Genomic DNA, 22589 nt, shown 5'->3' with positions numbered 1-22589 from the left:
ATCACCATGCCCGTGGTTCGTTTGCGGGGACATAAGCCCCGCCTGAAAAGCCTGCCGCTGACGTTCAGCCCTGCTCCGCCGACAGATCGGCATTGATCATCTCGGCCATCACCTGCGCCCAGGGCGCTGCGACAATGCCGTAGTGATCGGTGTCCAGTGCTTGCCAGCTCAGCAGGTGCGGCAACAGCCCTTGCCAGGCCCGCTGCAGATCGGCCATCCGCCAGGCGCTGCCCATGCCGTAAGGATTGGGCTGCGTGGCAATGAATAGCCGCACGGGGGTGCGCGACAACGCCACGGGCCGGTGGCCCGCCATGCTCGCCATGTTGTTCTGGCAGCAGACAATCAGGCTTTGCAGGTAACGCGATGTGTCTTCACTGGCCGCGCCGGTGGCTGTGTTGAGGCCGCGCCGTGCAGAAAACTCGCGCTGGAAGACCTGCTGAATCTGCGCTTCACCGATCTGCGCCAGCTCGTGACCCGCATCCGGCGCGGGGGGATCGATCAGGTACAACAATGGCTGCTCGCAATCCTCCGTCAGCAGGCTGCACATCGCCTGCGTCACCCATGCGCCGAACGACCAGCCAGCCAGACGCCATGCCGTGCCGTCGGGGTGATGGGCCTGCAACGCCTTGAGATACAGCTGCGCGCGCTCATCCACGCTGATGTTCGGCAGTTCGGGCAGGCGCAAGGCCGGATCGGCGATCACCCACACGCCCAGATCAGGGTGCAGCGCCGAGGCCAGCTCGCGATACGCTTGCACGTCGCCACCCACCGGGTGAATCAGATACAGGCGCTCGCGGCCCGCGCCCGCATGCCACTGATCGATCCTCACTGCATCAGCCCACTGGTTTTCGTCCGCAGCCGGTTCGGGCACTGACGCCCGCACCAGCGCCAGCACCTCGGCCAGGCTGACCTTGTGGCTGAACTGCGACAACTGGAAGACCACGCCAGTCGCGGCCTGCAGTTCGTCGATCAGGTCCAGCAAGGTCAGGGAATCAGCACCCAGCTCGTACAGCGAGTCATCCGGATCCAGAGCGCTCACGCCAAGCCATTTGCACAGACAGCCATGCAGGCGCTCTGGCAGACCGGTTTCTGCCGCAACGGCTGGCGTAGCGTCGATCAGCGTCAAGCCAGTACCGCTATGACGAGCCGGGTAAAACTGGCGTGCGGTGTTCAGATCGGTCGTCGAAATCAACAATTGCGGCAGTTGTGCAGTCATGGCGGCGTCGAATACCCGGCAGCCCTCTTGCGCCGACATGCCGACCGCCAGGTGCCGCTGATGCGCTTCATCGCCGACGCCGCTGGCAGCGGCCATACCGGTTTCACTCCAGATGTCCCAGTTGATGCCCAGACGCACACAACCATTTTCGGCGTGTGCACGGTAGTGGGTGAAACCGTCAAGCACGGCACTCGCGGCGGCATAGTCCAGGTGCCCGGTGCCGCCGAACAGTGCCGACATCGAAGAGCTGTACAGCACGAACCCCGGCGTCATCTGCTCGATCAACGCTTCAACCGCCAGCATGCCGCGGGTTTTGCTGGCCATCGCCTCAGACAGCACCTGAGCATCGCGCTGACGGATCAGGCTGCCCGCTCCGGTGCCAGCCGCGTGAATCACGCCGTCAAAGTGCCCATAACGCTCACGCAAGTGTTCCAGCACCGTGGGCCAGCGCGCCAGGTCGGCAATATCCGCAGCGATGCTGTCGATGCGCGAAGCATAGGCGTCCAGTTCTTTCGGGCACCCGCCACCTCGCGACAGCAGCACTACCCGGCGCTGGCTGGATCGCAGCAGGTGTTCACACAAGGTACGACCGATGCCGCCTGTGCCGCCCAGCACCAGGAACGTGCCGTTCGCCGGCAGCAGATTCGAAGCCGCCGTCGGAGCCGCCAGCGGACTGGCCAGCAGCTGTGGCTGCCACAGATAACCATCACGAATGGCCATGCGTCGCGGCAGCGACGCCGGTTCGGCAAGCAGCGCCGCGAGGTGCGGAGCCTGGGTGCTCAACTGCGCCGTGGGCAGGTCCAGCCAGTGACAGCGTATTGGGTACTCCTGCGGCGCCACTTCGGTGATACCGGCCAGCGCCGCCAGTTCCGGACGCATGACCTGGCCGTTCACCGGGCACGCTCGCCAGGACAGCAGCCAGAGCCGCAGGGCGGTCTTCTGTGCGTTCTGCCCCCACGCCTGCAACAACGCGCTGAGCGTATCCAGACAGGCCCATTGCGCGGCCGCCAGGCTTTGCTCGTCAACCGCCCCGCCCACCGACAGCGGCAAGGCATGCAGCCAGTCCAGTTCGGTCGCCGTCTGCCCACTCTGATCGAGCGCAGTGATCAATCGACCCAACGCCACAGGGTCCAGCGGGTCGAGCTCATAACGATTCGGGCCAAGCTGCTGGTAGCCATTGCCGGCCTGCACCTCAATGACGTGCCGATAGACGCTCTCCAGGCTGCCAAGCGTGGTGGCATCCAGACGCTCATGGCTGCACACCACCAGCACTTCACGACCCTCGCCAGTCGGGTTTATACGCAGACGGTTTACCCGCTGCCACTGACGCTGATAAAACCAGTCCGCCAGCGGCTGGCGCTCGACGACTGACGATTTCTGCAGTTCGGTGCGAGCGGCCGCTTTGAAGCGAAAGGTCTGCAGATCGAATGCCGACGGTGGCAAGTCCCAGGGTGGCGGCGCCGAACCGGTCGACCCTACGATACTGGCCCCCGCATACCAGGCGTCCAGCAGGGCCTGCGGCGAATGCTCGCTGGCGTTTACTCGCACGTCAGAAAGCTTCACCTCCTGGATCGACGAGGCTTGCAGGCGCGGCGTCTGCCCGGGCGGGCAGATCATCGCGAAGCGCCAAGGCAACGCGCGTCGACCGTTTTGCAGGTAACGCAGCAACGCGGCCTGCTGCTCGGGAAAGGCGTTGAGCCAGGCTTCAATCGCAAGCATGTCCCGCTCCAGAGCAGTACGGCTGTGCGCTGACAGCAGCAGGCACGCCGGGCAATCCTCGACGCGGTCTGTCTGCTGCGGCGCGGCGCCGACAATCACATGCGCGTTGGTGCCGCCGATGCCGAAACTGCTGACCCCGGCCAGACGCCGACGCCCCTCGGGCCAGGGCCGTGAGGTGCTGGGTATGTAGAACGGCGAGCGCTGCAGATCGATTTGCGGATTGATTCGGGCAAAGCCGAGGTTGGGCGGGATCACTCCGTGGAACACGGCAAGCGTCGCGCGAATCAACCCGACCACGCCGGCAGCCGCGCCCAGATGACCCACCTGGCTTTTCACTGAAGCCAGTGCGCAACTGGCGGCCGGCGCCGCGCCGAACGCCTTGGTCAAGGCAGCCACTTCAATCGGGTCGCCCAACAGTGTGCCGGTACCGTGGGCCTCGATGTAGCCCATGTCGGCGCCACTGACCCCGGCCTTGCGCAACGCCTCGCTGATCACAGCACTCTGCCCCGCCACCGACGGCGCGGTGTAACTCATCTTGGCGCGGCCATCGTTGTTCAGCGCAGAGGCTTCGACCAGTGCGTAGATCCGGTCGCCGTCGGCCTGGGCACGGTCCAGCGGTTTGAGTACTACCACACCATAACCGCTGGCACCGATGGTGCCGCTGGCGTCGTCACTGAACGGGCGACACAGCCCGTCGCGGGAAAAAATGTGCTGTGGACGATAGCGGTAGCCATCGGTCAGAGTCGGGTCGATCAACACCCCGGCGGCCAGCATCACGTCGCTGTCGCCCTGACGCAGCATCGCCGCCGCCAGGTGCACGGCAATCAGTGAGCTGCCGCATGCCGCCTGGACGCTGAGTGCCGGGCCGCCGAGGTCGAGGTGGTAAGCCGTCTTGGTGGCGAGAAAGTCCTTGTCGTGGTGCAGCGCCATCTGAAAGCCGTCCGGCAGATCACCCTCAGCAGTTTCGCGCAGCATTTGCTGGAAATACGTGGTTTCGCCGCAACTGGCGATCAGGCCGATGCGTGGACCGTCGGCTTTGGGCGTGAGCCCGGCATGTTGCAGCGCCTGCACACAGCCCATCAGCAGGTGCCGCTGTTGCGGGTCCATCAACCGTGCTTCCTGCAGGCTGATGCCGAAATACTCGGGATCGAAATCCAGCAGGCCGGTCAGTTGACTGCGCGCTCCGACCAGCCCTTCGGCAGCGTCGAACTGCTCGATGCCCAACCGGTTTCCTTGGACCATCGCCCAGAACTCGGCGAGGTTGCTCGCCCCGGCCACATTCACCGACATGCCGATGATCGCCATGGGTTGTTCGCCAGCCTTGGCACCTCGCTCATTGCCCTCAGCAGCCGCGGGCATTTGCCCTGCTGGTAAGGACAAATGCTGCGCCAGGCGACGCACACTGACATGCTCGAACAACGCTGCCATTGCCACCGGCTGCGGCAGTGCTTCGTTGTAACGGGCGTGCAGGCGCATCAGGCCAAGGCTGGTGGCGCCGGCTTCGAAGAAGGTCTGATCAGGCTCGATGTGGCGACCGATGACCGCCACGAACAACTCGCTCAGTTGCTGTTCAAGTGCGCTCAACGGCGCCGCAGGCAGCCCGGTGCGCTGCCGTTGCAACACCTCGCCCAGATCTCCCAGCGCCCTGCGATCAATCTTGCCGCTCGGCGTGCGCGGCCAGGTGACAACCCGCCGGTACTCGTCGATACGCACATGCGCCGGCAGCTGCAGGCTGATCTGTCGGTCAAACTGCTGTGCATCGGGCAGCGTACCCTCGCTGTGCAACCAGGCCACCAGCCGGGGCGGCTCACCCTGCCTGGCCACCACTGCGTTGCTCACCTGAGCGACCTGCATCAGCGCGGCCTCGATCTGCCCCAGTTCAAGACGCTGGCCACTGATCTTGATCTGCTGATCGTCCCGGCCCTGGTAGTGCAGGCAGGCGTTTTCATCAGCCCGCGCAAGGTCGCCGGTGCGATAGAACAGGGTCATGCCCTCAGGCTGCAGCAACTCGACAAAGCGCGCGGCATTCAGCACCGGGTCAGCGAGGTAGCAGCGCGAAATCATCGGCCCTGCCACCAGCAGATAGCCCTGACTGCCACGCGGCACCGGCCGGTCGTGTTCATCCACCAGCAGCAGACGTGCATTGCTCACTGCACGCCCGATCGGCGCGCGCAGCGGCCAGTCCTGAACCGCCGCAGGCAAGCGCCAGGCGCTGACCACGTGGGTTTCGGTCGGGCCGTAATGATTGAACAGCCGTGCCTGGGGTATGCCGCCGAACCAGTTGCGCAATGCCTCGGTGCACAGCAGTTGCTCGCCCGCCGTGATCACTTCGCGCAACGCCTGCGGATACACGCCCTGGCTGACAGCGGTCTGCGCCAGATGCTGCAAGGCCACGCATGGCAGGAACAACCGCTCGATGCGCGTCTGCACCAGATAGCTCAGCAATGCCTGGGCATCCTGCCGCCAGCGCGGGTTGATCAGGTGATAACAGCCTCCGCCGCAGAGGGTGCTGAAAATCTCCTGAAACGACACATCGAACGACAGCATGGAGAATTGCAGGGTCACTGACTTCGCTGGCAACTGCCCCTCATTGCGCTGCCAGTGCAACAGATTGCAAAGGGTCCGGTCCGGCACCTGAACCCCTTTCGGGGTCCCCGTCGAACCGGACGTGAACAGCGTGTACAACGGTCGTTGCCCCGCGTGACGGCGACGCTCGAACGGTCGTGCCGCAGCGCTCAGGTCGACCCGATGACAGATCTGCCGGTCTGCGTTCAATTGCTCCAGTGCCGCCTCGGTGGCCGCGCTGTACAGCACACAGCCGGGTTGTGCCTGCTGCATGACCTGACGCTGCACCGCCAGCGGATAGCCAGGATCGAGGGGCACAGCCGTCAGGTTGAGCCTGGCCAGCGCCAGCAAGGCCACGATGTGCTCGACCGACGCCTCGAGGTACAGGACCACTTGCAGCGGCGCACCATTTTCCTCCGGCAGCGGACACTGCTCGATCAGGGTGGCCGCCAGCGTGTCGGCCAGTGCATCCAGTTCGGCGTAGCTGATGCACTGCTGATCGGCGACCAGCGCCGGAGCATCCGGCGTGCAACTCACCTGATAGGCGAACCAGTCGGCCACGGTGTTGAACGGCGGCTCAGCGCTGTCGCCCTCACTGGCGGGCGGCAGGCTGAAGCGGTAAGGCGTGAGCAGCGCATCAAGGGTGGCCGACGGCTTCTCCAGCAGCAGATCAAGCCCCTGTTGCAACAGCCGATTGACGGCGATCATTTGTGCCGCATCGAAATAACTGCACTGGTACTCCCACCAGCATTCCAGTTGGGACCCGGCATCGACCACCAGCAAGGTCAGCGGGCACTTGGCCTGCACCGTCTCGTTGAATTCCAGCGTGGCCCGCAGGCCGGTATGGGCCAGCCTGGCATAGTCGGTGTTTTCCAGCACGAACATGAAATCGAACAGCGCACTGCTCGACGACAGCCGCAGGTCTTCCACCAGGTCAGCCAGAGCGACGTCCTGCAAGGCCAGCACCTCACGCACCGTGGCGGTTTGCTGATGCATCTGCTGGTCAAGCGGCTTGTCGCCGTCGAACGCCGTGGGGATCAGCACGGTGTTGGCGAACATCCCGATTGCGTCTTCGAATTCGCTCAGCGGACGGTTGGATACCGGGCTGGCGATGCGTGGCCGCTCGAGGCCGGTCAGGGCGTACACGCTCCAGGCATAGACGCTGAACAGCACCTCATAACGAGTGACACGCTGGCGGCTGCAAAACCGATCCAGTGCAGCACTGCGCGTGGCTCCCAGCGGCTGACGATAGAGCCGTGCCTGCGGGTCTGGCTCACGAACCGGTAGCAGCGCGGGCGAAGGCGCCGGGTGCTGACGGTGCAACCCGGCCAGGGCGCGGCGCTGATCGCGGTAACGCGGGTCGACACGCCATTGCCGTTGCCAGAGTGCGAACTCCAGCGTGCCCAGACCGGGCGAGGTTTCGGCACTCGGCCGCCCCTGCAGCGCATCGTCGTACAGTTGCACCAGATCATCGAACAACAGGTTCATCGACCAGCCGTCGATGGCCACGTGGTGCAGGTTCAGCAGCAAGCGACAGCTGCCATCGGCAAACGGCAGCAGCCAGGCCTTACACAGCGCCGATGTTGCCAGATCGAACGGTGTGTCGAAGACCAGGGCTGCAAAGCTGCGCCAGGTCTGTTCACTGAACGCTCCTGTGGCAAAGGTCTGGCACACCGCGTCCCGTTGGTGAACCTGCTGATGCAGCCCTTCAGCAGCGGACACGAACGCCGTGCGCAGCCCGCTGTGCCGAGTCAGCAGGCGCTGCACGGCGTCGGCCAATGCGTTCAGCTCCACGCCTGCCGCCAGGTGCAGGATGATTGGCACGTTGTAGGCCGTCGCCTGCGGCGCGCGCTGCTGCATCAACCACAGGCGACTTTGCTCGGCAGTGGCCGGCGCACGCCCTGAACGGTTGACGGGCGGCGCGGGCGGATAGGCAGATTCCGCACCCTGATCATCGCCAAGGCGCTCGGCCAGTGCCGAAAACGATTCGCTCAGCAGCGCACCCAGGGTGATTTCCCGGCGCCAGTGTGTGCGGATTGCAGAGCGCAAACGCATGGCCTTGAGCGAGTCGCCGCCGCTGCCCAGCCAGTCATCCTCGCCGTTCAGCTCAGGTTGCGCCAGCAACCTGCGGGCCTGGGTCAGCAGCCAGTCCAGCGTGGGCGAGTGTTGCTCGTCAGGACGTGAACCGGCCTGTGGTCGCCACGGCTTCAAGGGCTGCTCCAGCAGCGCACGCTGATCGATCTTGCCATTGCTGGTCAACGGCAGGCGCTGCAGCACAAACAGTTGATGCGGGCGCATCCATACCGCCAGGTTTTCGCGCAGGTGCTGATCGAAATCGCGATAGTCCAGCGCTTCGCGCGGCACGATGAAGGCCAGCAACTGGTGGTCTTCAGCTGCCTGCCTGCGCGTACAGACATGCACCTGCGCCACCTTCGGGTGCTCCAGAATACGCTGCTCGACCTCGCCCGGCTCGATGCGAAAACCGCGGACCTTCACCTGACGGTCAATCCGCCCCAGGTACTCGATCAGCCCGTCGGCATTGACCCGCACCTGATCGCCGGTTCGGTAATGCAGCACGTCACCGGCCTCGATTGTCGGCAGGCGCAGGAAATGCTGCGCGGTCTCTGCGGGACGGTTGCGATAACCGCGTGCGACCCCGCTGCCGCTCAGGTAAAGCTCACCCGCCTCGCCTTGAGCAACCGGGCGCTGTTGCGGGTCGAGCACTTGCACGCTGGTGTCGGGCAATGGCCGACCGATCGGCACCGCATCACCGGAAAAGTCGCGGGGGATCGGATAGCACACGGCGAAGGTGGTGCATTCAGTGGGTCCGTAGGCGTTGAAAATCCGGCAGCGGCTGTCGGGATTGGCCTGATACCAGGCACGCACCGCCGCGGCGCTGACCTGCTCACCGCCGATCAGCACCTGGCGCAGGCTGGCGAAACAGGTGGGGTTATCTGCGCTCAAGGTGTTGAACAGCGAAACGGTCATGAACAGGCTGTCGACCTGCTGCGTTTCCAGCACGCTGGCCAGCTGTTGCGCGTCCTGCAGGCCTGCGTCGGCAATGATGACGCAGCAACCGCCGTTGAGCAGCGGTGCCCACAGTTCGAAATTACAGGCATCGAACGCCGGGTTGGACAGGCAGGCCACGCGCTCGCCTGCGCGAATGTCGAGGCAGCCGTCGGTCCGGGCCAGACGCAACAGGCCGCGCTCGCCCACCTCCACAGCCTTCGGGGTGCCGGTGGTGCCTGAGGTGTAGAACAGGAAACTCGACGCAGCGAAATCCTCGGGCAGCGGCAGTGCCGGTTGATCGGGGAATTCCAGCAGGGTTTCGACGCTGACGTACCAGCCACGTTGTGGCGCTGCCAGGGTGTCCGCGTCTTCGCCGAGGGTCACCAGCCCGACGCAACCCCCGTCGTCGAGCATCAGCTGTCGACGCCGGGCCGGGCTGGCCCGATCCAGCGGCACCACCACAGCCCCTACTTTCAGCACGGCGATTATCGTGGCGACCCATTGCCAGCCGCGCGGCATGCACAGGGCAATCGGCTTCGCAGGGCCTGCGCCTTGTGCCAGCAGCCCTTTGGCGATGCGTTCGCTGGCGCTGGCCAGTTGCACGTAGGTCAGCCGTACCTGCCGGTCGATCACGGCGAGCCCCTGAGGATTACGGCGTACCTGCTCGGCAAAACGCGACAGCAGGGTCATGGAGTTGCGGGCGATATTCTCCTCGTACCGACTCATCATTGCGCCTCCTGCGTGTCGAAACGTTGCAGCTCTTGCCTGAGCGTCTGCGAGACCCGATGCACCTCGGCACTTTCCAGCATGTCCCAGTGCCCGCCGTGCACCAGCCGGGCTCTGTAACCGTTGCCCGCGCGGCGACGCCAGAAGCTGCGCAGCTCATGCAACTGGGTGCGGCTGAAGCCTTCACGGGCCTGAATCAACACAATGCGTCCGGCGTGTGGCGCACACTCGTAAGCGGCCATAGCCAGACGGTTGTGGTTGTAAAGATGGAAATACCGCTCGACCTGCGCGTCTTCGATGCCGGGGTACATGCCGTTGAAGCGCACCAGCTTGTCGCGGAACTCAGCCATGTCCACCGTCCCGATCTGTTGCCGGAACCCCGGGTCATCCGAGCCCTGGGTATCAAGCAGCACCACCGTCACCTGACGATGGCCGGCAGCCGTCAGACGCCGGGCCATTTCGTACGCCACCAGACCACCGAACGACAGCCCGGTGAGCACCAGCGGTTGTGAGGTCAACGCTGCGATCCGCCGCAGATAGGCGTCGGCCATTGCTTCAACGCTCGGCTCGGTGCTTTCTCCAGGGTTCAACCCCGGCGATTGCACACCGTATACACCGATGCTTTCCGGCAGCTCCTTGGCCAGCGACAGGTAGCAGAACGCCGTGCCGCCCGCCGGGTGAATGCACACCACGTTGCGTTGCCCGGCACCGCGCCGGAATTCGATCAGGTTGTCCTGCGCCGCGGCCAGGCTGGCGCCGGTACGCAGCCAGCCGCCCAGCGCCTCGATGGTCGGGTGGCCGAGGATCACACGCACAGGCACCTCGACGCTGAACGCCCGGCCAATTTCGTAGGCCATCTTGATCGCCGCAATCGATGTCCCGCCGACGTTGAAGAAGTTGTCGCGAATGCCGATCTGCGGCACCAGCAGCAGGTCTTTCCAGATCTGATACAGGGTCAGCTCGATATGGTCTCTGGGGCTGCCGAGGTTGACCTGCCGGTCGGCCAGATCCTGATCGGCCAGTGCCGCCAGGGCGGCACGGTCGATCTTGCCGTTGACCGTCAGCGGCAAGGCGTCCAGCCACAGATAAGCGCTGGGCATGACGGCGCTGGACAGGGTCGTTGCCAGGTGCGCACGCAGTGCGGATTCGTCCACTGCGCTGTCGGTGACGCAGCACGCCACCAGGCGCTGGTTCTGCGCGCTGTCACCGACGATCAACGCCACACTGGTGCGAATACCGGGGAACAGGTCGAGCCGCGCTTCGATTTCACTCAGTTCCAGGCGAATGCCGCGCAACTTGACCTGAAAGTCGTTGCGACCGATAAACTCCAACTGACCGTCCGGACGATAACGCGCCAGATCGCCGCTGCGGTACAACCGGTCACCGGCAACGAACGGGTTATCGATAAACCGTTCGGCAGTGAGCTCGTCCAGCCCCAGATAACCCCGTGCAACGCCGACACCACCAATGTGCAACTGACCGGTGACCCCGGCAGGCACCGGCGCATCACGCTCGTCGAGTACGTAAAAACGGGTGTTTGCGATGGGCCGGCCAATGGGCAATTGGCGCGGCGGAACGTCGGCACCGGGCTCCAGCGTCCAGACACTGCTGATCACTGTGGTTTCGGTCGGACCATAGACGTTATGCAGGCGGGCATGTGGCAGACGCGCCTGAAACAGCCTGGCCACTGCGGGCGACAGCTCCCCGCCGCCACTGAACACATCCTTCAGGGTGTGACAGGCGCTGACCTCTTCGACCTCCAGAAACAGTTGCAACATGGCCGGCACGAACACCATTGCGGTGACGCTTTGTTCGCGTACCACCTGCGCCAGGTAACCGGGCTCGAAATGCCCGCCGGGACGGGCGATGACCAGCCTGCCCCCGGTGAGCAACGGCCAGAAGATCTCCCAGGCCGAAGCGTCGAAACCGAATGGAATCTTGTGCAGCATGCTCCCGCGTTCGCCGCAGAACTGCTGACACCAGAGCAGCAGGTTGCTCAGCCCGCGATGCGTGACCATCGCCCCCTTGGGCAGCCCCGTGGTGCCGGAGGTGTACAGCACATACGCCAGATGGTCGGCGCTCACCGCAACACGCTGCGGCTGCGGATTGTCCGACGGGCACTCGGCCCAGAGCACGGCATCGGCCTGCACGTCGAGGATCGGCACCTCGAAATCCGCACCTTGCAGGGCCTCGCGCAGGATCTTGCGCGTCGGCCCTTGGGCAAGCAGTACTACCGGGGACGTGTCATCGAGAATATGCCGCAGGCGCCCTGACGGATAATCCGGGTCCAGCGGCACATAGGCGCCCCCGGCCTTGAGCACCGCCAGCAACGCCACCGGCAGTTCCAGCGAGCGTTCGATACACACCGCCACGCGCACGTCCGGGCCGACGCCGAGGGTGAGCAAGTGATGCGCCAGGCGGTTGGCCTGACTGTTGAGCTGGCTGTAGCTCAACGAATGACCTTCGAAGATGACCGCGCACTCGGCCTGCCGACGCGTGACCTGAGCTTCGATCAGACGATGCACGCAATCGGCGGGCTGAGCCAGCGGTGCCGGGCTGTTCCACGCATGCAGTATCTGTTCGCGTTCGGCATCGCTGACCAGCGCCAGAGCACCCACAGACTGCTTGGGGTTCAGCGCCACCTGTTCCAGCAGCTGACGATAATGCCCGCTCAGGCGCTCGATGCTGATCTGGTCGAACAGGTCGGTGTTGTATTCCACCAGCAGGCTCAGCACACCGTCGCGCTCGACCCATTCGAACGCCAGGTCGAACTTGGCCGTGGCGCTCCCGGTGCCGTATGGCGTCATGCTCAGGCCCGGCATCTGTGCGGCGTTGCCCGGGGTGTTCTGCAACACCATCATGACCTGAAACAGAGGCGAATACGCGGTATCGCGTTGCGGGTTGACGGCTTCCACCACGCGGTCGAAAGGCACATCCTGATGCGCATGGATATCCAGCAGCGTGGCGCGTACTTCGCGCAACAGCTCGGCAAAGGTCTGCTGCGGATCGAGACGCTGGCGAATCACTTGAGTGTTGACGAAATGGCCGATCAGCGGCTCGATTTCGGGACGGCTGCGGTTGGCGAATGGCGTACCGATGCACAGGTCCCGCTGACCGCTGTGGCGCCAGAGCAGGACCGACAGCGCGCCGATCAGCACGTTGAACAGCGTGCCTTGGGTCTGTCTGGCCAGCGCATTGAGCGCACGCAAGGTGGTGCCGTCGACCGTCGAGCTGAAGGTCGCCCCAACGTAGCGCTGCACGGTCGGACGCGGCCGGTCGGCAGGCATGTCGAGCAGCGGCGGCGCATCGGCCAGCGTGCGCTGCCAAAACTCCAGTTGCCCGGCCAGCGCCTCGTCGCTCAGCCGCTGTTGCTGCCAGCAGGCGTAATCGGCGTACTGCACCGCCAGCGGCGCCAGACTGGACGCCTGACCGCGCAGAAAATCGCCATACACGGTAGTCACTTCCTGAAGGATCACGCCCATCGACCAGCCATCGGCGATGATGTGGTGCACGCTGTACAGCCAGAGGTATTCCTCATCGGCCAGGCGCAGCAGCGAGGCCCGCAGCAACGGGCCGCTGGCCAGGTCAAACGGCGCTTTGGCCTCCTGCTCCACCGCCATGCTGACGTGCGCTTGGCGCGCCGTCGGCGACAGGTTACGCAGATCGACACGTGGCATCACCAGCGGCATCGCCGGGTGCACGATCTGCCGTGGCTCGCCGTCCACGCTGGCAAACGTGGTGCGCAATATTTCATGGCGCGTGATCAATTCGTTCAGCGCCCGCTCCAGCGCCGATACATCCAGCACGCCTTTCAGCCGCACCGCAGTGGGCACGTTATAGAACGCATTGCCCGGTTCCATCTGATCGAGAAACCACAGCTGGCGTTGTGAAAAAGACAGCGGAACAGCCGTTTGCCCGGCGGCACGCCGAGGAATCGCGGCCGGGTCGGTGCCGCTCAGCAAGGCAATCAGCTCTGCCTTGTGCTGCTTGAGCGCCTGCAACATCTCGTCATTCAGAAAGCCGCGCGGCGCCTTGCAACGCAGTTTCTCGCCGTCCACTTCAAGCACCACGGCGTGGCGACCGAACAACTCCAGCAATTGATAGGCATTCATATCTCTATCTCCTCCATGTCGCTGGCGTCGTCCGTTTGATCCGCGGAAGAGGCGAACGCCTCGACCTGCGCGCGGCGTTGTTCGTCGGCCGTGCGCAGGCCGCCCACCATCGAGTAGATCAACTGATGATTCGGTCCCAGGTCGAACAGGGCCGACAATTGCTGCTCTTCGAGCGAGCCCATGCCACACAGGCCAAGGCCCTGCTCCACCGCCATCATGGTCAACAATTGCGCCATGCCCCCGGCTTCGATATGACAGAAGTCGCGACTGCGCTCGCCATACAGCGGCCGGATCGCGGCCATGTCGGCGATGAAGAACAGCGAGAACGCGGCGTTTTCATACACCGGGCGGTTGACGAAATAATCGTAGGTGTCAGGGTCGAGCGGCTCGCTGTCGAGCATCAGCAGGCGGTGTTGAACCGGGTCGTAGTAATAGGCGCCGGCAGCGACGCCGTTTACCCGCTGCGGTTTGACGTACAGGTAGCACTGGATCGGGTACAGGCCGCCTGCGGACGGGAACTGGTATTTGACCTCGCCGTGCAATTGCCCCTGCGCCAGGCTGGCCAGTAACCCGGCAAACGCCTCGGTCGGAATGGGTCGGTCAGCGAATTGGCGTACCGAGCGGTAATCGCTGAAGCGCCGCGCGAACGCCGGATCATCCGGACGCGCAAGATTCAGCGCCGCAACCTCTGGGGTGAACGTCCGCCGACCGCGCTGGTCAGCCTTGAAGCGCGCCCGCTGCTGCGGATCCTCGATCACCTGCTCGGACGAACCCGCGCGCTGCCGAACGCTGTCGACCACACTGCCGTTGGCCAGATTCCGGCGGTACATGCCGAGCAGGTTGAGCAAGGTCGGCTGCGCCAGCAATTGCGCAACGTTGGGACGGAACTGCAGTTCGCCGGACAGCGCATTGCTGATCCTGACAATGTCGATCGAGGTGGCGCCCAGGTTGAGCAAATTGGCGTCGGCAGCGATCGAAGCACGCTTGAGCACGCCCTGCACGATCATCACCAGTTGTTGTTCCTGTGGCCCCTCCACTTCCAGCGCGGGGCCGGCATCCTGAATCTGCGCTGGCTGCGGCAGGCGCTTCTTGTCGACCTTGCCATTGGCCGACAGCGGCCACTCCTGCACGAAGGTAAACGAAGTCGGCACCATGTAGGCCGGCAGTTTGTCTGCCAGGTACTGGGCAAAATCACGGGCCTGCAACGAGGGATCGGCCTTGAGGACATAACCCGCAAGCCGCTTCTCGCCCAGCGCTTCGCCGAGCACCCGCACCACGGCGCTCTGCACGGCGGGATGGCGATTGAGCGCCGCTTCGATCTCGCCCAGCTCGATGCGGTGCCCCTGGACCTTGACCTGGGTGTCTTCCCGCCCGAGAAACTCGATATTGCCGTCGGGCAGCCAGCGCCCCAGATCGCCGGTCCGATACAGACGTTCGCCGGTCAGCGGGTGGGCGAAGAAACTGCCGGCGCTCAGGGCTTCATCACGCCAATAGCCCTTGGCCAGACCAATACCGCCGATATACAACTGACCCGCCACCCAGGTCGGGCGAACCTGCAAGGCGTCATCCAGCACATAGAAGCGCTGGTGATCCAGCGCCTTGCCATAGGGAATACTGCGCCACGCGGGGTCGACCTGCTGCAGCGGATACTGGATCGACCAGATGGACGCTTCGGTCGCGCCGCCAAGGCTGATCAGTTGCAACGCCGGCTGCAGCGCCCAGGCACGCTCGGGCAGCGTCAGGGGAATCCAGTCGCCTGACAGCATCGCCACGCGCAGGCACGACGGCAACGCGCTGCGCTCGCCTTGCACATACTCCAGCAACATGCCGAACAAGGCTGGCACCGAATTCCACAGGCTGACCTGATGCCGCTCGATCAGCTTCAGCCAGTGCGCCGGGTCGAGGGCCTGCTGCGGTTCGAGCAGCACCACCGCCGCGCCAGCGGCCAGCGTGCCGAAGAAGTCATAGACCGACAGGTCGAAACTCAGCGACGAAACCGCCAGCACCCGGTCCGCAGCACCGACGGCAAAGCGCCGGTTGATGTCGAGCAGCGTATTCACCGCACCGCGATGATCGATGACCACGCCCTTGGGCAGGCCGGTCGAACCCGAGGTGTAAATCACATAGGCCAGATCGTCCGGCGTGAGATGCACGGCGTGTAATTCGGACTGATCGCAAAGGCCAGCGTCGGCAATGATCGGGTCGCTCACGCTGATCACCTGGACCTGCGCCGGCCACTCGACACGTTGCAGCAGTGCCGGCTGAGTCAGCGCCAGGCTGGCTTCGGCGCGTTGCAGGATGTGCTCCAGACGCTCGGTCGGCAGTGCCGGGTCGAGCGGCAGGTAGGCCCCGCCAGCGTACTGGATCGCCAGCGTCGCGACGACCTGTTCCCAGCCACGTTCCATGACCACCGCGACCAGTTGATTGGGCACCACGCCGCGACGCTGAAGCAGCGCCGCCAGTTGCCGTGCTTCGGCTCGCAGCTGGCGATAACTCAACTGCCGCTGGGTGCCGATGACCGCCAGCGCATCCGGCGCAGCGAGTGCCTGGCGATCGAACAGTTCGTGTATCAGCGCCGAGTCAACGGGCCCGGCCTCGGGCACCGGCAAGCGTGCCAGCGGTATCAGGTCCACCGTGCCGGCGCTCCAGGCATCGCCCTGCAGCAGGCGATCCAGCAGCGCGTTGTAGGCGACAAACATCTGTTCGATCAGGCCCTGCGGAAACAACTCGTCGATGCTGTCCCAGTTGAACAGCAGGCGCCCTTCCAGCTCCAGCAACGTGTGGTCAAGCCAGACCTGCGGGGTCTGGGTGATGCTGTGTATGTGCTCGGCATTCAGGGCGTCGGCAAGATTGAATTCGGCCAGCTCCGGCGCGGCTTCCGACAGGGTGCTGTTGAACACGATCGGCATGGCGGTCTGCTGCACGCCACGGGCCTGGGACAATTCACGCAGCACGCGCACCCCGCTGACCACCGAATGGTCGATGTCTTGCCACAGCCGTGCCTGCACGGCACGCGCCTTGTCGATGAAGCTCGCGGCCCCGTCGAGATTGACCTCAAGCAAGACCAGCGAGGTGAAGTCACCGATGATTTCATCAACATCCGGGTGCAGCGGCATACGGTTGAACAGCGGCAGGCTCAACGTGAAGCGCGGCTGCCGACTCCACAGCGCCAGCACTTCGCTGAACGCGGTCAGCAGCATCACCGACGGCGTCACGGCAAATTGCCTGGCGAGTTCCTTGAGCCGTGACCACTGCAGCGCTGAAAGCTCGCGGTCGCGGCGGGTAAAGTGCGGCTGGCTGATACTTTCCGGCTGGCACACCAGCGGCAGGTCCGGCGCAGGTGCCAGCGTGGCAACCTTCTCGCGCCAGTAGTCCAGCGCCTGTGCGTAGCGGCTGTCATTGCGCAAGCGCTGCTCGGCCAGCACGTAATCGCGAAAGGTCAGACCCGGTTCGGGCAACTGCAACTGCGGGTCGGCATAAAATGCCATCAGTTCGCGCGCCAGAATCTGCGTACTCGCGGCGTCGACGATCAGGGCATCAAGGCTGATGTGCAGATGGCTGATGCCCTCATCGAGCAACGACAGACTGAACTCGAACAACGGCCAGCGACCGGCGTCCAGGACCTGATGGGACTGACGTTCGCGGGTGTCTTGCAGGGCCTGCTGCGCGGCGTCGGCGGACAGGCCGCGCAGATCGTTGCGTGGCATGTGGTAGGTCGGCACGCTGTCGAGAACCTGCTGCGTGCCGTCGCCGAGGAACACCACGCGCAGCATGTCATGCCGCTGGATCATGCGGTTCAGCGCCTGCTCGAAACATGGCACATCAAGGCCGGGGATGCGCAGCTCTTCATAACCGTGGGCACTGACCCCGCCGAGGCTGACCGACGCTTCGCGGCCAAACCAGTACGCCTGCTGGATGTCGGTCAACGGAAACGGCGCGAAACGTGCGCTGCGATCAGCTTCAATCGGGGCAAAGGGTGTGTCGAGCGAAGGCCCGTCACCCCGCCCGAGCCGCACCTGCTCGGCCAGGTCCATCAGCACCGGCGTCTTGAACAGGCTGCTCAGGGACAGTTGCGCGCCCATGCGCTGGTTGATCATGTAGATCATCCGTGTGGCCAGCAGCGAATGCCCGCCCAGCTCGAAAAAGTTGTCGTGAATACCAACCTGCTGGCACTTGAGCACCTCGGCCCAGATGCACACCATCTGCCGCTCGGTCTCGTCGCGCGGTGCCACATAGGCACTGGCGGCCTGCCGCTCTGGCGCCGGCAGCGCCTGACGGTCGAGCTTGCCGTTGCGGGTCAGCGGCAATTGCGCCAGCGCCACCCAGGCCGTCGGCACCATGTGTTCCGGCAGGTGGCGGTGCAGCTCGGCACGCAACGTTTCGGCGGTTGCAGGCCCCACCACGTAGGCCACCAGACGCTTGTCGCCCGGCACGTCTTCGCGCAGCAGCACCACCGCTTCCTGCACACCGGGTTGCTGGTGCAGAAGGCTGTCGATCTCGCCCAGCTCGACGCGAAAACCGCGCAACTTGACCTGCTGGTCGATGCGCCTCAGGTACTGCACATTGCCGTCGGCCTGGAACCGAGCCAGATCCCCGCTTCGGTACATGCGCGCACCAGGCAGTGGGTTGAACGGGTCAGGCAGGAAGCGTTCAGCGCTCAGGTCCGGACGATTCAGATAACCCCGGGCCAGGCACGCACCGGCGATATACAGCTCGCCTGCCACGCCGACCGGTACCGGGTTCAGGTCGCCGTCCAGCACATACAAACGCGCATTGGCGATGGGCCGGCCAATCGGCGGTGCGTCCGGCCACTGCGTGGCGTCGTCACAGTTCAGGCTGAACTGGCTGACCACGTGGGTTTCGGTCGGGCCGTACTGGTTGTGCAGTTGTGCACCGCCAAGGCCGCAGACAAAGGCACGCAGTTCGTCGTTGACGAGCAACGCCTCGCCAGCGGTGATGATTTCGCAGCCGCCCTTTGGCAAGGGCATCGGCACCGACGCGCCGGTTTCAGTGAAACTGGCCAGTTGCTGAAGCACGGCGAACGGCAGAAACGCCCGTTGTACGCCCTCGGCCATCAGCGTCGGACGCAGCGCAGCGAGGTCCTTGCGGCCGGCTTCGCTCATCAGCACCAGGCTGCCACCCTGGCACAACGTGCTGCAGATTTCCTGAAACGACACGTCGAAATTCAACGATGCGAATTGCAGCACGCGTTGTGGCGCAGGCGTTTGCTCCAGTTGCCAGGCGATCAGGTTATCCAGCGCCATACGACTGTGCGCCACGCCCTTGGGCCGCCCGGTCGAGCCGGAGGTGTAGAGCACGTAAGCCAGGTTGCCGGAGCTGACGGGGACTTGCGGGTTGGCCTCGGAATACCCAGACCAGCGCTGCGCCTCCACGTCGAGGCAGCAGATCGGCAGCGTGTCGGGCAATGGCGGCAGACCGGCACGCAGTGCAGTCTGGGTCAGCAGCAGGCTTGGTGCGGCATCCGCGAACATGAACGTCAGCCGCTCGGCCGGATATGCCGGATCGAACGGCACGTAAGCGGCGCCGGTCTTGAGAATGGCCAGCAGGCCGATGATCATCTGCGGCGAGCGCTCCAGACACAGCCCCACGCGCTGCTCGGGACCCACGCCCTGCTCGATCAGGTAATTCGCCAGGCGGTTGGCAGACAGATTGAGCGCAGCGTAAGTCAGCGCTCGCTCATCGGCCAGCAACGCCACGGCGTCGGGTGTGTGCTGCGCAACGGCTTCGAAGCGCTTGACGCAATCGGGCTGTGCCGAGGTATCGCGCTCGGTGCGGTTCCAGTCGTGGACGATCCGTCGGTGCTGCTCGGCGTTGAGCAGGTCGAGCGTCGCCAGCGGCTGTTCGCTGTCCTCGACCATCTGCATGAGGAGGCGGCGCAGGTAGTCGCCCATCTGCACCACGGTCTCCGGCTCGAACAGCCCCGACGCGTATTCCAGGCCGCCGACGATTTGCCCGTCACGTTCGCTGAGTGCCAGTTGCAGGTCGAATTTGGCCACTGGCTGGACGCTATGCAGCACGCTGACGTCGAGCCCGGACAACTCCAGATCCGAATCCTGATGCTGCTCCCAGGCGAACAGCACCTGAAACACCGGGCTGTAAGCCAGACTGCGCGGCGGGTTGAGCAACTCCACCACTTGATCGAACGGCAAGTCCTGATGTTCCTGAGCGGCAAGCGCTACGTTGCACGCCTGTTGCAGCCAGTTGGCCACCGTCGGGCTGCCGGAGCGGGTCATGCGCAGGGCCAGGGTATTGACGAAGAACCCGATCAACCCTTCCAGCTCCTGCTGGCTGCGGTTCGCCGAGGGCACACCGATGACCACGTCATCCTGACCCGACAGGCGCATCAGCAGCAGCGACCAGGCCGCCAGCAGGTTCATGAACAACGTGGTGCCCTGCTGCGTAGCCAACACTCGGAGCCGTGCTGTCAGCGCGCGGTCAAAGACCAGCGGCACGAAGCCGCCGCGGTAATCCTGGGCCGCCGGACGTTTATGATCGGTGGGCAACTCCAGCAATAGCGGAGCACCGCTCAGGGTTTCACGCCAGTAGCACCGCTGCGCGTCCAGCACCTCACCGGACAGCCACTGGCGTTGCCAGGCCGCGTAATCCACATACTGGACAGGCAACGGCGGCAGTGCCAGGGACTGCCCGAGCGCGGCCGGTTGCTGAATAGCCGCTGCGTAGAGCAGCCCCAACTCGCGGGTCAGCACGCCCATCGACCAGCCATCCGAAACAATGTGGTGCTGGGTCAGTAACAACACGTGATCATCATCGGCCAGTTTGACCAGGCTGACGCGCATCAACGGCCCCACCGCCAGGTCGAACGGCTTGCTGCCCTCTGCGTCGATCAACGCCAGCAGACGCGCCTGGGCATCGTGCTCGCCGCGCAGATCGATGACTGGCAACGGAATGATCGCTCCCGCCGCCGCAACGCGCTGCCGCCCCTCGCCCTCGACCGCGAAAAACGTGGTGCGTAACGCCTCGTGGCGGGCCACCAGTTGATTGAAACTGCGCTCCAGCGCGGCCACTTGCAACGGCCCGCGCAGGCGCAGGTTCAAGGGCATGTGGTAGGCCGCGTTGCCGCCTTCCATCTGCGCCAGAAACCACAGACGCTGCTGAGCAGACGACAACATGTGTGCCCCGCTACGTTCTACAGCCATGATCGGTGGACGAGCGTCGCCCTGCTGAGCGGTGCTCAGTCGTTCGGCGAACTGCTGCAGCACGGGGGCGGTAAACAGGGCTGAGGGTGACACCTCAAGATGCAGCGTCTGCCGAACCTTGGCCAATACGCGCATCACCAGCAGCGAGTGGCCGCCGAGTGCAAAAAAGTGATCCTGGCGACCGACTCGCTCGACGCCCAGCACCTCGGCCCAGATGGCCGCAATATCCATTTCCAGCGCGCCTTGCGCGGCTTCGAAAACATGCCGATCGAACGCGTTATCCCCCGGCTCGGGCAGTGCGATGCGGTCCAGCTTGCCATTGGCGGTCAGCGGCAGCGCGTCCATACGCACGAACGCGGCAGGAATCATGTAGTCCGGCAGGCTGAGCTGCAGATGCTGGCGGAGGCTTTTGGGCGTCAGCGCTGCGCCGTTCTGTTCGCGAAAGTAGGCAATCAGCCTGGGCACGCCCGCGTTGTCCTCGCGCAGCACAACCACGTTGTCACGCACACCGGCAACCTCGGCCAGACGCGCCTCGATTTCACCCAGTTCCAGGCGCAGGCCGCGCAGCTTGGCCTGCGAGTCGTTGCGCCCGAGAAACTCCAGATGGCCGTCAGCCCGATAGCGGGCCAGGTCGCCAGTACGGTACAACCGCTCACCGGCCACGAACGGGCTGTCGATGAAGCGCTCGCGGGTCAGTTCCGGCAAATTCAGGTAGCCGCGCGCTACCCCCGCGCCGCCGATGTACAGTTCGCCGGTCACGCCTTGGGGAACACGCTCGCCAGCGGTATCGAGCAGGTAAATCCGCGTGTTGGCCAACGCCCGTCCGATGGGCAGCACCGCATCGACGTGGCTGTCGGGCTCGAACTCGAAACAGGTGCTGTCGATGCTCGCTTCGGTAACACCGTAGGCCTGGACGATCTGCACCTGCTCGCCACACAACCCACGCAGTTGGCGCGCGCTGTGCGCTGTCCAGATGTCCGAGCCGCAAACCACCGTGTTCATGAACGACAGGTCGCGCCCTGCCTCCTGCGTCCAGGTCAGCAACGGGTTGAGCACCGCAGGCACGAAGTCCGCGAAATCGATGCGCGCCTCGCTCAACAGGCGATACAGCGCAGGTGGGTCCATCAACGTGTCTCGCGGACAGAGCACGAGCGTGCCGCCAAAACCCAGTGCGCGGATCAGGTCGGCGCTGAACACATCGAAGGAAAACCCGGCCATTTGCAGGTGATTGAGGGGCTTGTGCAGCGCGTACAACGGCTCCCAGGCGGCGCTGACCGCGATCAGCCCACGGTGCTCGACCATGACCCCCTTGGGCGTCCCGGTGGAGCCCGAGGTGTAGATCACGTACGCCAGATGGCGGGACGTCAGACCAACCGCGTGTGGGTCAGGGTTGTGCGTCGGCTGCGCTGCCCACAGCCGGCTATCGGCCAGATCGAGCACCTGCGTTGCGACTCCAACCTTCTCCAGCGCCGCCAACAACGCCGCGCGCGCCGGAGCATGGCTCAGCAGTACGCGTGGCGCGCTGTCTGCCAGCATGTGTGCCAGACGGGCTTTCGGGTACGCGGGGTCCAGCGGCACGTAGGCACCGCCCGCCTTGAGTACCGCGAGCACGCCGACCAGCATGTCCAGCGAGCGCTCCAGGCAAATCCCGACACGCACATCCGGCCCGACACCGAGGCTGCGCAGGTAGTGGGCCAAACGGTTGGCACGGGTATTGAGCGTCGCATAGTCAAGCGTGTCCAGCTCGAAGCGTGCCGCGATGGCGTCAGGATTGCGTTGCACCTGTGCCTCGAAAAGGCCGTGCACACACTGGTTTTGGTCAAATGGTTGCTCTGTATCAGGATGAGCGAAGCCCGTCCCGCGCGAGGAAGATTGGTCGACCATCAGAAATCACCGTCCGTGAGCAGATTATTTTTTTATGAGCAGACGGGAGCGCAGAGCAGCAAGCCCGTCAGGCACGGCATGAGAAATGCCGGATGAACATCGAGACTCAGGGAGAAGGTGCGGCGCGGGCTCTCGGGCTCATGTCATGACCTGACATGCAAGCGCTCGGGGGGATCGCAG

Annotated in this window: 3 protein-coding genes; all 3 read right to left on the bottom strand. The window is 64.5% G+C overall.

The genetic code is table 11. The features are described 5' to 3' along the window. Nucleotides 1-64: 64 nt before the first annotated feature. Genes ACW55A_RS12390 through ACW55A_RS12380 form a run of 3 tightly spaced genes read right to left on the bottom strand, consistent with a single transcriptional unit; the run spans nt 65 to nt 22307 of the window. Entirely contained in the window at nt 65-9238 is a 9174-nt protein-coding gene (locus ACW55A_RS12390) for a hybrid non-ribosomal peptide synthetase/type I polyketide synthase (protein ID WP_498810993.1), read from the bottom strand. After that, complete coding sequence (locus tag ACW55A_RS12385) at nt 9235-13347, bottom strand: non-ribosomal peptide synthetase (RefSeq protein ID WP_455808054.1); 4113 nt, start codon at nt 13345-13347, stop codon at nt 9235-9237. Before ACW55A_RS12385 ends, ACW55A_RS12390 begins: the two co-directional genes overlap by 4 nt. Further along, nucleotides 13344-22307, bottom strand: a complete 8964-nt coding sequence (locus ACW55A_RS12380; protein WP_498810992.1) for a non-ribosomal peptide synthetase — start codon at nt 22305-22307, stop codon at nt 13344-13346. The genes ACW55A_RS12385 and ACW55A_RS12380 overlap by 4 nt, the downstream gene beginning before the upstream one ends. Nucleotides 22308-22589 lie beyond the last annotated feature (282 nt).

Source organism: Plantibacter cousiniae (nom. nud.), from assembly GCF_977070315.1.
Note: the sequence above shows the minus strand (reverse complement) of the source record. Positions and strands in the feature narration are given on the sequence as shown.

Coding starts and splice junctions, on each gene's coding strand:
- ACW55A_RS12390 (WP_498810993.1), bottom strand. CDS start 9,238: ATGATGAGTCGGTACGAGGAGAATATCGCCCGCAACTCCATGACCCTG.
- ACW55A_RS12385 (WP_455808054.1), bottom strand. CDS start 13,347: ATGAATGCCTATCAATTGCTGGAGTTGTTCGGTCGCCACGCCGTGGTG.